Source organism: Thermus sp. KWY1 (genome assembly GCF_057547025.1).
The window spans coordinates 168,167-181,238 of record NZ_BAAJPG010000016.1; the positions used below are offsets into that span (position 1 = coordinate 168,167).

The window sequence follows — 13,072 nt, forward strand, 5'->3', positions numbered from 1 at the left end:
TTATAAGCGGTCAGGCCTACCGAGAAGGTAGCCCTGCCCCAAGGGAAAACCAAGGTTCTTTAAGTAAACCAGAATGGTTTCGTCCTCTATCCCCTCGGCGATGGCCTGGAGCCCTAGGGCCTGGGCCAAGGCTAAGACCGCCCCCACCACCCGGGCGGGGGGGCTTTGGGGGTCGGGCGGGATGCCCAGGCGCTGGGTGAAGGCCTGGCCCAGCTTGACCCCGTCCACGGGGAGCTCGGCCAAACGCTCCAGGCTGGAGTAGCCCGAGCCGAAGTCGTCCAGGAAGATGCTCACGCCCAGAGCCTTGAGGGCCTCGAGGGCCCGGGTGGCATCCCTGCCCCGCTCGTCGGGGATCAGGGTGGTTTCCGTGATCTCCAACACCAGGCGGCCAGGGGGACAGGAAGCTTCCTCCAGGACTTCCGCCACCCGAAAGGCATAGGTGGGGTCCAGTAGCTCCTGGGGGCTCACGTTCACATGCACCTTCAGGCCGTGCCGGTCCAGTTCCCGGCAAGCCTGGCGGAGGACCCACTCGCCCAGCTCGGGCATGAGGCGGTGGCGTTCCGCCAGGGGGATGAACACGGAAGGCGGGGCCAGGCGCCAGCGCACGAGGGCCTCGAGGGCCACCCGCTTCCCCGTGCTCAGGTCCACGATAGGCTGGTAGGCCAGCCACAGGCCTTCTCCCCGCTCCAGGTCCTGCCTTAGCGCCTCCAGGAGGTTCATTTCCTGCCGGAGGGCTTCTTGCAACTGGGGTTCGAAGAAGGCCAGCCGGTCCTTACCCTCCCCCTTGGCCCGGTAGAGGGCCAGGTCCGCGCGCTTGAGAAGTTCCCCCGGGGAAAGGCCAGGCTCCCCCAGGGCAATGCCCAGGGAGGTGGAGAGGTGGTAGAGCCGTTCTCCCATGGCGATGGGGATACGGGCTACCTCCAGAAGCCTTTCGGCGATGCGCACGGCCTCGGAAGGAGTTCTAAGGCCCGTGAGGAGGACCAGGAACTCGTCCCCTCCCTGCCGGGCCACCAGGTCCCGGGGGCGGAGGGCGGCCCGCAGGCGGGCGGCTATGACCCGAAGCACCTCGTCCCCGGCGGCGTGCCCGTCCAGGTCGTTCACCAGCTTGAGCCCGTCCAGGTCCAGGTACATGATCGCCAGGTGCGGGCCCTCCTCCTTGAGGGCTTGGGCGAGCTTTTCCAGGAAGAAGAGGCGATTGGGCAGGCCCGTTAAGGGATCGTGGTAAGCCAGGTGCTGGATCCGGCCTTCTAGCTCTAGCCTTCTCAGGAGGAGGCCTAGCTGGCTGGCGAAGGCCTGGGCCAGCTCCAGGTCCAGAGGGGTGAAGGCATCCTCCCGCTCGAAGTTGTCCAGGTACAGGAAGGCCTTGCGCTCCCCCGCCAGGTACACGGGGACGGAGAGGATGGCCTTGATCTCCCGAACCCGGCCGGCCTCCTCCATGACCTTCCGCCTTGGTTCGTCCAGGCGGGCGTTGAAGCGTTCCAGGTCCTTCCAGGTGAAGACCTGGGCTCCCTTGTGGCCGGTAGGGGAGAGGGGTTCCTCGGGGCGGAGGCACACCTGGCGAAGGGCCTCCAGGTCGTATCCATGAGCGGCGACGAAGTGGTAGCAGCCATCTTCCAGGAGGACGGTGACGCTTCCTGCCTGGGCCGCGGGGACTGTTTCCAAGGCAGCCTCGAGGATCAAGCCAAAGATAGACTCGGAAAGCCCCTCGGCCATAAGGGTTTCGTAGACCCGGAGGAGGTTGTTGCGGAAGAGGTTCCAGCGGGCTTCCCGGGCCTTTGCTTCCTTCCGCTCCGTCACATCCACGCCTAAGGCTAAAACCTCCAACGCCTCCTGGCCTGGGCCAGGCACCGCCAAAAGGGTCCACTCTACCGCCCAGTCTTTCTCGGTGAAGAAACTACGGGGCCGGCCTGGAGCTTTCAGGACTTCGGCCACCGGCAGGGTAAACCCGTGGGGAAAGGCCCTCCTAAAGGCTGGGTTAGCGTAGAGCAGATGGCCCTCCTTGTCCAGGCGGGCCAGGTAGAAGGGGGAGGACTCGAGAAGGGTTTCCAGCCAGCGCTCCCTTTCCCAAAGCTCCAGGGTCCGGGCCAGGGCCTCGGCCACCAGGCGCAGGAAGGCCTCCTCTTCGGGGGCGAACTCCCTTATCCTCTGGCAGTCGTCCACTCCCAGGAACCCCCAGAGCCTTCCCTCCACCCATATGGGCACCACCAGGAGGCTTTGGATCCCCTGGGCCTCGAGGAAGGGCCGCTCCTCCTCGGGGAAGGAGGCCACGGGCCCCGCCACCGCCCGGTCCTCCAGGAAGCGGTCCAGCCAGCGCCCGTAGCCTTTTTCCCGCACGGGGAGGTTTTGCAGCTCAGGATTCTGGATCTGAGGGGTGGTGTCGGGCCCCGCCCACTCCGAAAGCTGGCTGGCGTACCAGATGCCCTGGCGCTCCTCGAGGCGAAAGAGGTAGGCCCGATGGGCCATGAGGGCCCGGCCCACCTGCTCTAGGGCCTGGGGTAGCCCCTTAATCCCCTGGCGCAGCAGGGGAAGAAGGGCTTGGGATGGGCCTAGGCCCCAGCTCCTGTCCATGGCTAGGCCTGGTCCAGTATACAGCTCTTTGGCGGAGGTTCAAGCCACCATGACCTGGCCACGGGCCTTGGCCTCGTACATGCGGGTATCGGCGGCGGAGAGAAGCTGGTCCGGGGTGCTGCCGTCCTCGGGGTAGCTGGCCACCCCGATGTTCACCCCCAGGCAGAGGCCGTTAAAGCAAAGGCCCTGGATGGCCTTGGCATAGCGAAGGGCGGCGGCCACCGCTCCCCTTTTGGGGGTGTGGGGGAAGATGGCGGCGAACTCATCCCCGCCCCAGCGGAAGAGGCGGTCGCCGTTGCGCCTTTCCCGTTCCAGCACCTCGGCCACCTTCATGAGGGCCGAATCCCCCACGGCGTGCCCCAGCCGGTCGTTCACCGCCTTGAAACCCTTAAGGTCCAGGACCGCCAGGGAAAGGGGGTAGCCGTAGCGCTCGGCCCGTTTGAGCTCCTCTTCCAAAAAACGGTCAAAGGCCCTGCGGTTCCCGAGGCCGGTGAGGTAATCGGTCAGGGCGGATTCCTCCAGAAGCCTGCGGGTGCGGCTTTCGTGAAGCAGGCTGGCCAGGGGGGCGGCGAAGAAGCGGGCGGCCTCCAAGGAATCCTCGCCAAAGGCCCCGGGGTCGTGCAGGTTGTCCAGGTTCAGATAGGCCAGCACCTCCCCCTTGTAGGGGATGGGCAGGCAGAGGTTGGCCTTGATCTCCTGGGCTTTGCCTGCGGAGTCGATCACCTCGGGTGGGGCGGTTTGGTGGCTGATCTCGGCGATGGGCCGCTCTTCCACGCTCATGATGCGGGGCTCCCCCTGAGCCGCCCGTTCCGCTCCCAGGCCGTACCAGAGAAGCTGGTCCTCCTGGCTGAAAGTGACGGTTTGCAGCCCCTCGAGGTCATAGCCCAAGGCTGCCTTGTAACGATAAGCTCCTTCCTCCCACACCAGAAGGCTTCCTGCTTCCGAACCCGGCACCTGGCGGACGGCTTCTTCCAGGATGCGTCCGTAGAGTTCTTCGGGAGGTTTCTCCAAAAGCTCCAGGAAAAGCTGGTTAACGCTTTCGTGCCGGGCCTTCTCCGTGAGCCGCTCCATCCCCAGGCCCAGGGTGCGGCAGGCCAGGAGGAGAAGTTCCACCTCCGCTTTGCGCCAAAGGCGCTCCTCCTTCTTTCCCAAAACCAGCACCCTCCGGCTCCTTGGGGCCTTGGGGGAGGGAATGGGCAAGGCCGCCAGGGTGCGCCAGTCCAGGGCCTTAAGCGGGGGTATGGCCTGGGGTTCCTCCGCGTAGCGGGCGGTGAAGAGGGGGCTTTCCCGATGGTAGACCTGCCAGGCTAGACCTTGCCCATAGGGAAGGCCTTCCCTTAGCACCTGGAGCAGGGCGGGTTCCTCCACACCCTGGTGGGCCAGGGCCTCCATACGGGCCCCCCGGGCTTCCCAAAACGTACCAGTTTCCAGATCTAGGGCCTGGAGGAGGAGGGCCAGGGCTTTCTCCACCGCTTCCTTCAGGGTGGTGGCGCTTTGCAGGCGTAAGGAAAGCTCGCTTAATAGCCTTCGTTCCTCCAGGTCGGCAAGCCGGTCCAGCTGGAGGCTTACCGCCTGGGCGAAGCGCTTAAGTCCCTCCACCTCTTCAGGAGCAAAAGGATTTGGGCGCTCCAGGTTGAGCACGGCCACCACCTCGCCCCGCTCCCAAAGGGGGAGAGCCAGCTCGGACAGGATGTGGAGGCCAGGTGCGGGGATATAGGCAGCTTCCTTTCGTATGTCGGGCACATGGACGGGCTGGGCCGTCGTTAGGGCGCGGCCCAGGACTCCCGTGGCCGGTACCTCCTCCAGGGCCAGGGGAGGGACGCTGGCAAGAAGGCGGAAGCCTTGACTGGTGGGCACCCAGATTCCCACATGCCCTCCGGCTCCCAAGGTAGCCAGGCGTCTGGGAAGGCTTTCCAGAAGGGCCTGGCGGCTTTCCGCCTGGGGCAGGGCCTCGAGGGCCTCGGCTAAAAAGCGCTGGCTTTTAGCTAAAGCCTTGGCCTGGCGGTGGGCCTTTCTCAGGCTTTCGCCAATGCCGTGGGCCAGCCAGGCGGAAAGGAGAAGAAGGGCTGCGGCCATGATATTGAACCCGGGGAAGAGGAGAAGAAGAATCGTGGAAACCCCGGCGGCCAGGAGCCCCCATCCCAGGCCGTGCATGCTGGCGGTGGTGGCGGTGAAGATCATGAGCCATGGCAAAATGTAGGGATCGGTGAAGCCCAAAATCCCCGCCAGGAGCCCCAGGAGGATGGAGCCCAAGGCGATTGCGGGGTAGGGCAGAGCCATGTTTGCCCTATCCTAAACAGGAATCAATACTTTGCCTAGGGGGTGGGGGTCAGGGCCAGGTAGCCCAGGGCTCTTTGGGCCGCTTTACGGCCAGAGCGCACCACCTCGGGGAGGCCGACCCCCTCCAGGTAGTTCCCCGAAAGGAAAAGGCCCGGGGCCTTGAGAAGGCTCATTTCCAGCCTTTCCATGCGCTCCAGATGCCCCACCCGGTAGGCGGGCATGCCCTCGGGGAAGCGGAAGACCCAGGTGCGCTCCGCTCGCACCTCCTGGCCCAGGAAACGGCGGAGGTCCTCCAGGGCCACCCGGGCAAGCTCCGCCTCGGAAAGCCGCGCCACCTCCCCGGAGAAATAGCCCCGCACCAGGGACCAGCCCTCTGGGACCCTCCCCGGCCATTTGTTATGGGTCCAGGTGAAACCCCTAACCCGATACCCTTCCCCCTTGGCCACCAAAAGGCCGTGCCCCTTAAGGGGAAGCCCTTCCGAAAAGGCCAGGCTCACCGTGGCCGCCGGGGTGTGGGGAATCCCCTTGAGAAGGGCCGTGGCCTCGGGGAGGAAGGGCCTTAGGAGGTGGGCCGCCACGGGGGCGGGGGTGGCTAGGACCACTGCCTCTGCCTCCAGGGAACCCCTGGGGGTGTGGAGGCGGTACCGGCCGTCCAGGGGCTCGAGGGCTAGGACGGGTGTACCCAGGAGGATTCTTTCCGCCACCTCCTCGGCAAGTTTCCGCGTTAGGGCGGAAAGCCCCTCCTGGAAGGAAAAGAACAGGCTTCCCCCTTCCCGGCTTCCCCGCATTCTTTTCGCCCGCATGGCCCCCAGGATGAGGCTTCGGTGCTTCCGCTCCAGGTCCAAAAGCTGGGGGAAGGCTGCTCGCATGGAAAGTTCCTCGGGCTCCCCTCCATAGATGCCTCCCGCCAGGGGCGCCACCAGGGCGGCGAAGACCTCGGGGCCAAGCCTCCGTTCCACGAATTCCTTCAGGCTCTCGTCCTCCTTGGCCCCCCGGGGGAGGAAGAGGTCGTATAGGGCCCTGAGCTTCCCGGAAAGGGAGAGGAGGGAGGTGCGGTAAAGGCCCTTGAGGTCCCCGGGCACGATTTGCAAGAGCCCCTCGGGGAGGGGATGGGCTTTACCCTTGCGCAGAATCCACGCTGCGGGCTTGGCGGGGAGGGTCCCTACGGGCGTGAGGCCGAAGCGCTCCCCTAACTCCAGGACCTCCTTCTTGTAGCGCACGCTGGCATCTGGACCCCCTTCCACCAGGAAGCCCTCCCCCTTGTGGGTGCGCACCTTGCCCCCCAGGCGGGGGCCTGCCTCCAGGAGGAGGAAGTCCACCCCCGCCTCCTTCAGGGCCAAGGCGGCGGAAAGCCCTGCCCATCCTCCTCCCACCACGGCTACCTGAGCCACGCTGCCTCCACCAGCTCCTTAAGCACCTGGATGTAGTCCAAATCGGCGTTGAGGCTCCGGGCCCGGATGAGCCTTAGTCCCACCTCCTGGGCGGTGGCCTGGGCCTCGAGGTCCAGGTCGTAGTAGACCTCCAGGTGGTCGGCGGGGAAGCCCACCGCCTGGACCACCACCTCCTCAAAGCCCTCCTCCCTCAAGGACTTAAGGTGCTCGTTGATGTCGGGGCCGAGCCAGGGTTCGGGGGTGCGCCCTGCGGACTGGTAGGCCACGCTAAACCGGGGCAGGGCAAGCCTCTTGGCGATGAGCTCCGCCGTCCTCTCCACCTGCCGGGGGTAGGGGTCGCCCCGTTCCACCGCCGAGAGGGGGATGGAGTGGGCGGTGAAAACGTAGGCGGCCTTCCTGGGCTCCCTAAGCCGCCATATGGCCTCCTCCAGCCTCCTGGCGTAGGCGGCAATCAGGCTGGGATGGGCCTCGTAGCTTTCCACCCAGACCATCTCGATGGGCTCGGGGAGGGACTTTAGGGCGGCTTCCACCTTCTCCTGGTACTCCGCCACGCTCCTTAGGGAGTAATGGGGGGCGGCCACGATGGCCACCGCCCGCCTCACCCCATCCTCGTGCATGGCGGCGATGGCCTCCCCGATGGAGGGATGCCAGTGCTTGGTGCCCACGTAGACCCGGGCCGGCCCCTGGGGGATGCGGGGGCCGAAGGGGCCCAGGAGGCGCTTGGGGTAGGCGGGGGCCTCGAGGTTCAAAAGCGCCTGGAGCCTGATGGCCTGAACCAGGGTGATTTCGTTCAGGGGGCTTTTGCCGATGGCGTGGTAGCGCTCTTCCAGCTCCCTCACCAGCTCCTCGGAAGGACGCCTTCCCCGGCGGATGTCCGTGTAGTAGGGTTCGATCTCTTCCGGGGTGTAGGGGGTGCCGTAGGCCATGAGGAGTACGTTCATGCTGCTTCCTCCTTTTCCTTGAGGAGTTCTACCACATAGCGCACGTGTTCCACCGGGGTGCCGGGCAGGATCCCGTGGCCCAGGTTGAAGATGTGCCCGGGCCGGCCAGCGTTTTCCGTAAGGATCCTTTCCACCTCCCGCCGGATCACCTCCTTGGGGGCGAAGAGGATCACGGGGTCCAGGTTGCCCTGGATGGGGGTTTCCCCCAGCGCCTCCCGGGCCCAGGGGAGGGGGGTGTGGTGGTCCAGGCCCATCACGTCCCCTCCGGCCTCCTGCATCTCCTTAAGAAGGCCCATGGTCCCCACCCCGAAGTGGATCACGGGCACCCCAAGGGGCCTTAGCTCCTGGAAGAGCCTGGCCATGTGGGGCTTCACGTAGCGCCGGTAGTCCGCGGGGGATAGGGCCCCCACCCAGGAGTCGAAGACCTGGAGGAGATCGGCCCCCGCCTCCACCTGGGCCTTCAGGTAGCGGGCCATGGCCTGGGTGAGCTTGGTGAGAAGCCGGTGCCAGAGGGCTTCCTCCCGGTACATAAAGGCCTTGACCTCCTTGAACTGGCGGCTCGGCCCGCCCTCGATGAGGTAGCTGGCCAGGGTGAAAGGAGCCCCGGCGAAGCCGATGAGGGGCACCTCAAGCTCCCTTTTCAGGAGGCGGATGGTTTCCAGCACGAAGGGCACGGCCTCCTCCGGCTCCAGGGGCCTTAGGGCCTCCACCCCCTTGGAGTCCCGGATGGGCCGGTGGATGACGGGGCCTTTGCCCTCCACCAGGTCCAGCTCCACCCCCATCCCGTAGAGGGGGGTGGTGATGTCCGCAAAGAGGATGGCGGCGTCCACGCCAAGCTGCTTCACCGGAAGAAGGGTTACCTCGGCGCAGACCTCAGGGTTCTGCACGATCTCCGGTAGGGTGTAGCGCCGCCGGATCTCCTGGTACTCCTTCTGGTAGCGCCCCGCCTGGCGCATGAACCAGACGGGGGGCCTCGAGGTGGGCCTGCCCCGGGCCGCCTGGAGGATGAGGTCGTTCACGCCCTCCATGCTAGCATGGGGCATGCGCTTCCTTTTTTTCCTCCTAACCTTAAGCCTAAGCTTATCCCCCTTTGCCCGAGCCCAGGAAGACCCCGTGGTGGCCCAGGTGGGGCCCGAACACATCACCAAAAGCCAGTTTGAGCTCCGCTTTGGCCTCTTCGCCAAAAGCGCACTCCGGCAGCTTGGCCTCCCCGACTCGGAGGAAACCCGCGCCCTCCTGGCTCAGTACCGGGCCCCTTACCTGGAGGCCCTGGCGGAGGAGCGGGCGCTTCTCTTGCTGGCCAGGCGTCAGGGTTTTTGGCCCCTACCCGACAGCGTGGAGGCCCGGGTGGCGGAGCTCGTGAAGGCCTTCCCCGAGGAGGAGGCCCTGCGGAAGGCCCTGGAGGGGGCAGGGGTGCCCGACCTGGCCACCTACCGCACCCTCCTGGCCGAGGCCATGGCCCTCGAGGCCCTGGAAGCCCATTACCGCACGGAGCTTAAGGTTTCCCCGGCGGCCCTTAAGGCCCTCTGGCTCCTTTCCCCGGAGTACCGCCACCCCGCCCTCTACTGCGCCCGGCACATCCTGGTGCCCACCCTCGAGGCGGCCAAGGAGGTCCTGGCCCGCCTGGCCAAGGGGGAGGCCTTCGCCCAGGTGGCCAGGGAGGTTTCCCAGGACCCGGGCTCCAAGGAAGCCGGGGGGGATCTCGGCTGCGAGCCGGAAGGCACCTACATCCCCGCCTTTGAAAAGGCCCTGCTGGCCCTGAAGCCCGGGGAGGTTTCCCCTCCCGTGGGGACGGAGTTTGGCTTCCACGTGATCCTCCTGGAAAGGCTGGTACCCCCGGGCCGCTACCCCTTGGAGGAGGTGGCGGAGGAGCTGGCCCAGGGGGTAAAGGACAAGGCCTGGGAAAGGCTGGTCCGGTTCCTGATCCGCCCCTATCCCATCACCCTTTTCCCCGAGCGCCTATAGGGTTAGGAGGAGGGCCGCATCCCCCCTTGGGGCAGGGGCCAAGGCCAGGGCCTCCCCGGGGGCGTAGATGCCGCTTTGCCCCTCAAAGGTGAGGCCCAGAATCTGGCCGTTCAGCATGGGGTTCAGGAGGAGCCGGAGGTGTTCCCGGCCCACAAGCCTCTCCTGGGCGGAAGCCCTCCAGACCTCTCCTTCCCTTCGGGATCCATCCCAGGGCCAGGGGCGGTCCCAAGGGGCGGGGTTGGCGGAGGGTTGCAGGAGAACCTCTGCCCCCAGGGCGTCCAGCCGGGCCAGGTACCGCTCGAAAAAGCCGTCCAGGCAGATGAGGATGCCCACCCTGCCCGCCTGGGTTTCCACCAGGTGGGGGCCGAAGGTGCCCCGCCTGAGCCAGCGCTCAGGGGGCGTGAGTTCCATCTTGGGCACCTGGGCCAACAAGCGGCCTTCGGGGTTGAAGAAAAGGGCAAGGTTCTGGAAAAGGGGCGTGCGGGCAAACCGCCCCCGGGCCAGCTCCTCCTCGTAGGGCGGGGAGAGCAGGGTACCCGCCAGAAGATAGGTGCCGAAGGCTCGGGCGGCTTCCGCCATCACCTCCCGGAAAACCCCGTAGGCCCGCCGGGCCCGCCTCCAGGGGAGAAGGGGGTTTTTCAGGAGGTCCCTGGGATGAAAATCCCCCTCCAGGTGGAGGAGAAGGGGAAGCCCGAAGAGCTCAGGAAAGGCGGCCAGGCGGGGAGAGGAAGTGCCCTCGAGGCTTTCCAGCAAGGAGAAGACCCGCTTCCGGAAGGCCTCCTCCGTGCGGTAAAAGTCCGGCTTGACCTCCGCCTGGATGGCCAAGAGGGTGCGGAAGCGCACCCTTTCAGTCTAATGCCCCTGGGCCAGGCTCTGGGCCACGATGAAGGCCCCCATGGCCACCAGGAAAAGGGCAAACCCCCGCCTCAGGCCCTCCTGGGGTAGCCGCACCGCCAGCCGGCCGCCCAGGAAGCTTCCCAGGGTCCCCACCCCCACGAAGAGGAGGGCCACCCCGTAGTTGACGGCCAGGCCCAGCTCGGGCAGAAGGTGCAGGTACTTGTAGAAGCCGGCGAAGGACTTGAGGGCGATGATGAAGAGGCTGGTTCCGATGGCCAGGTGCATGGGAAGCCCTCCCAAAAGGACCAGGGCGGGCACGATGAGAAAGCCCCCGCCCACCCCCACGAAGCCGGTGAGGGCCCCCACCGCTAGCCCGTCCAGGACGATCTTCCAGGGCTTGCGGCTTCCTTCCCCCTTGGCCCTCAGGGGGCTTGGCCGGGCCATGAAGTAGGCGGCAAGAAGCATCACCAGGGCGAAGGTGAGAAGCTGCACCTCCCCGGAAACGAAGCGGGAAAGCCAGGCCCCCAGGTAGGTGCCCGCCATGCCCGGAAGGCCGAAGAAGAGCACGTTGCACCAGTCCACCAGGCCCCTTAGGGCGTAGGGCAGGGCTCCCAGAAGGGCGATCCCTCCCACGATGAGTAGGCTTTCGGCGATGGCCTGCTTGGGAGGTTCCCCCAGGAGGTAGACCAGCACGGGCACGGTAAGAATAGACCCCCCTGAGCCCAGTAGCCCCAGGGAAACCCCGATGAGAAGAGCGCCAACAAGGGCCAGGCTCATCGCTCGATCGGCAAGCCCGCGCCCATCCAGGCGTAGGTGCCCCCCTCGAGGTTGTACACCCGTTCCCCGGGGAAGCCCTGGCCCACCAGGAAGTCCGCCGCCACCCCCGAGCGGTTGCCGGAGTTGCAGACCAGGAGGATGGGCCGGTCCTTGGGCAGGTCCTTAAGCCTTTGCGGCAGGGAGGAGAGGGGGATGTTCACCGCCCCGGGCACGTGCCCATCCGCGTACTCCCAGGGCTCCCGCACGTCCACCACCAAGGCTTCCTGCAAAAGCTTTTCCGCCTCGTGGGGGCCCACCTCCTGGTACGGGGTGGCGGTGTAGCCCACCTCCACCGGGCTGGTGTCCACGGGGAGGCCTGCCCTGTACCAGCGGACGATGCCCCCCTCGAGGTTGTAGATGTTCCCGTAGCCCTGGGCGGTGAGCCAGGCGGCCGCTTGCCAGGAGCGGTTTCCCGTGCGGCAGTAGAGGACCACGGGCCGGTCCTTGGGGATCTCCCCGTAGCGGGCCATGAACTCGGAAAGGGGCACTAGGCCTGCCCCGGGAATCCGGGCCTGGGCGTACTCCTCCACCTCCCGCACATCGATGAACGCCACGCCCTGGTCGTAGAGCTTTTTGGCTTCCTCTGGGCTCAGGTCCTTGACCTCGGCTTCGTACATGTTTACCTCCTTAGGGATGTTTGGGGAACTGGGGCAGAACCCCAGTTCCCCGGCGCTACACTCAGGCGCTTACCAGCTCCTCGCCCTTTTCCACCGGGAAGCCGGCTTCCTGCCAGGCCCTAATCCCCCCGGTGAGGTTCAGGGCATTCCTGAAGCCATGGGACAAGAGGGCGCTGATGGCGGTGCTGGAGCGGTCCCCGCCCACGCAGTGCACGATGAGGGGCCTCTCCTTGGGGAGCTTGTCCAGGTGGGCGAGGACGCGGCCGGCATGGATGTTCAGGGCCCCGGGGATGTGCCCGGCCAGGTACTCGTCCCGGCCCCGCACGTCCAGGATCACCGCCTCGCCCCGCTCCCAGAGGGCCTTGGCCTCCCGGGCCGTGATCTGGGGTACGGTTTCCAGCTCCCCATCCGCATACCCCTGGAGGCCCGGGATATACCCCACCACCTCGTCCAGGCCAATGCGGATCAGGGCCCGGGTCAGGGCCTCCACCTCGGAGGGATGGGCCAGGAGGATCAGGGGCCGGTCGTAGGGAAGAAGCCAGCCCGCCCAGGTGGAGAAGTTCTTTCCGGCAGGGATGTTGATGGCTCCCCGGATGTGCCCCCCGGCGAAGGCGAACTTGTCCCGGGTGTCCACCAGGATGGCCCCCTCCCGCAGGTACCGGTCAAACTGGGCCTTGGTGAGGCGGCCCGGGTGGGGGATGCCTCCCAGGATGGGCATGCCGTCCCGGTTGAGCCGCTTCATCTCCTTGAAGTAGGTGGGGGCTTCCGGCTGACCGGCGAGAAGCGCCTTTACGAAGCCCTCCTCATCGTCTTTTTCCAGGTACTCCGCCCACCAGGCGTGCCGCCTCTCGTAGCCCACGGTGGTGGCGGGAAGGGCCCCCAGGGCCTTGCCGCAGGCGGAACCTGCCCCGTGGCCTGGCCAGACCTGCACGTGGTCGGGAAGCGTGAGGAACTTCTCCTTGAGGCTTCGGAACATGCGCCGGGCCCCGGGCAGGGCGGTGCCCTTGATGCCGGCAGCCTCCTCCAGAAGGTCCGGCCGGCCGATGTCCCCCACGAAGACGAAGTCGCCCGTGAGGAAGAGGAGGGGTTCGTCCGTCACCGCCCCGTCCGCCACCAGGAAGGAAAAGTGCTCCGGGGTGTGGCCCGGGGTGTGCACGGCCTTCACCCGGATATTCCCCACCCTGAACTCATCCCCGTCCCTAAGGAGGACATGGGAGAAGCCCTCCAGTCCTTTGTACTTCCAGTTCTCGTCCCCTTCGTCCGAGAGGTACAGGGTGGCCCCGGTGGCCTTGGCCAGCTCCCGGGCTCCCGAGAGGTAGTCGGCGTGGATGTGGGTTTCGGCTATGGCGGTGATGCGCAGGCCCAGGCTTTGCGCCAGCTCCAGATAGGTGTCCACGTCCCGCTTGGGATCCACCACCAGGGCCTCCCCAGTGGCGGCGCACCCCAGGAGGTAGCTCATTTGGGCCAAGCCTTCCTCGTAAATCTGCCTGAAAACCACAGCTTCACCTCCGGTATGGGACTATTGTCCCCACACCGCCACGATACCCTGTGGGGGTACTAGGTGTCAACGGGGACAGCGTGCGCGGAGGTCTATTCTTTACGGGAAACATCTGCTATATTCAACAAAGGGTGTACCCCTACGGGGGTATCCGGGAGG

The 13,072-nt window shown here is 66.3% G+C and carries 10 protein-coding genes; 1 reads left to right on the top strand and 9 read right to left on the bottom strand.

Features of this window, described 5'->3' with window-relative positions:
* From AC27GT_RS04435 to hemE, 5 genes are read right to left on the bottom strand one after another with little or no spacing between them, the layout of a single operon-like run.
* Positions 1 to 2,568 carry a bifunctional diguanylate cyclase/phosphodiesterase gene (locus AC27GT_RS04435; RefSeq protein WP_219758561.1) on the bottom strand — a complete coding sequence of 856 codons (2,568 nt, stop codon included), beginning with the start codon at positions 2,566 to 2,568 and terminating at the stop codon, positions 1 to 3.
* 39 nt (positions 2,569 to 2,607) lie between these two features.
* A complete protein-coding gene (locus AC27GT_RS04440; RefSeq protein WP_219758560.1) occupies positions 2,608 to 4,848 on the bottom strand; it encodes a diguanylate cyclase in 2,241 nt (746 codons plus the stop codon).
* Between the two features lie 35 nt (positions 4,849 to 4,883).
* Positions 4,884 to 6,239: a protoporphyrinogen oxidase gene (gene hemG, locus AC27GT_RS04445; protein WP_219758559.1), complete on the bottom strand. Its 1,356-nt coding sequence runs from the start codon at positions 6,237 to 6,239 to the stop codon at positions 4,884 to 4,886.
* Positions 6,227 to 7,180 (bottom strand): ferrochelatase, encoded by a 954-nt coding sequence (gene hemH / locus AC27GT_RS04450; protein WP_219758558.1) that lies wholly within the window; start codon positions 7,178 to 7,180, stop codon positions 6,227 to 6,229. Before hemH ends, hemG begins: the two co-directional genes overlap by 13 nt.
* The gene (gene hemE, locus AC27GT_RS04455; RefSeq protein WP_487223587.1) at positions 7,177 to 8,208 is read right to left on the bottom strand and encodes a uroporphyrinogen decarboxylase; all 1,032 of its coding nucleotides are present in this window, start codon (positions 8,206 to 8,208) and stop codon (positions 7,177 to 7,179) included. The genes hemH and hemE overlap by 4 nt, the downstream gene beginning before the upstream one ends.
* Before the next feature lie 13 nt (positions 8,209 to 8,221).
* Here hemE and AC27GT_RS04460 point away from each other — a divergent pair, with 13 nt between their 5' ends.
* The gene (locus AC27GT_RS04460; RefSeq protein ID WP_054391729.1) at positions 8,222 to 9,145 is read left to right on the top strand and encodes a peptidylprolyl isomerase; all 924 of its coding nucleotides are present in this window, start codon (positions 8,222 to 8,224) and stop codon (positions 9,143 to 9,145) included.
* Here AC27GT_RS04460 and AC27GT_RS04465 read toward each other — a convergent pair.
* The 4 genes from AC27GT_RS04465 to AC27GT_RS04480 form a co-directional block, all read right to left on the bottom strand.
* Positions 9,140 to 9,988, bottom strand: a complete 849-nt coding sequence (locus AC27GT_RS04465; protein WP_015717600.1) for a carbon-nitrogen hydrolase family protein — start codon at positions 9,986 to 9,988, stop codon at positions 9,140 to 9,142. The two genes, AC27GT_RS04460 and AC27GT_RS04465, sit on opposite strands and share 6 nt — an antisense overlap.
* A gap of 9 nt (positions 9,989 to 9,997) precedes the next feature.
* Entirely contained in the window at positions 9,998 to 10,759 is a 762-nt protein-coding gene (locus AC27GT_RS04470) for a sulfite exporter TauE/SafE family protein (RefSeq protein ID WP_487223570.1), read from the bottom strand.
* The gene (locus tag AC27GT_RS04475; RefSeq protein ID WP_015717598.1) at positions 10,756 to 11,415 is read right to left on the bottom strand and encodes a rhodanese-like domain-containing protein; all 660 of its coding nucleotides are present in this window, start codon (positions 11,413 to 11,415) and stop codon (positions 10,756 to 10,758) included. The genes AC27GT_RS04470 and AC27GT_RS04475 overlap by 4 nt, the downstream gene beginning before the upstream one ends.
* A 61-nt stretch (positions 11,416 to 11,476) precedes the next feature.
* Positions 11,477 to 12,913, bottom strand: coding sequence for an MBL fold metallo-hydrolase (locus AC27GT_RS04480; protein WP_487223571.1), 1,437 nt, complete (start codon positions 12,911 to 12,913; stop codon positions 11,477 to 11,479).
* Positions 12,914 to 13,072: the final 159 nt, after the last annotated feature.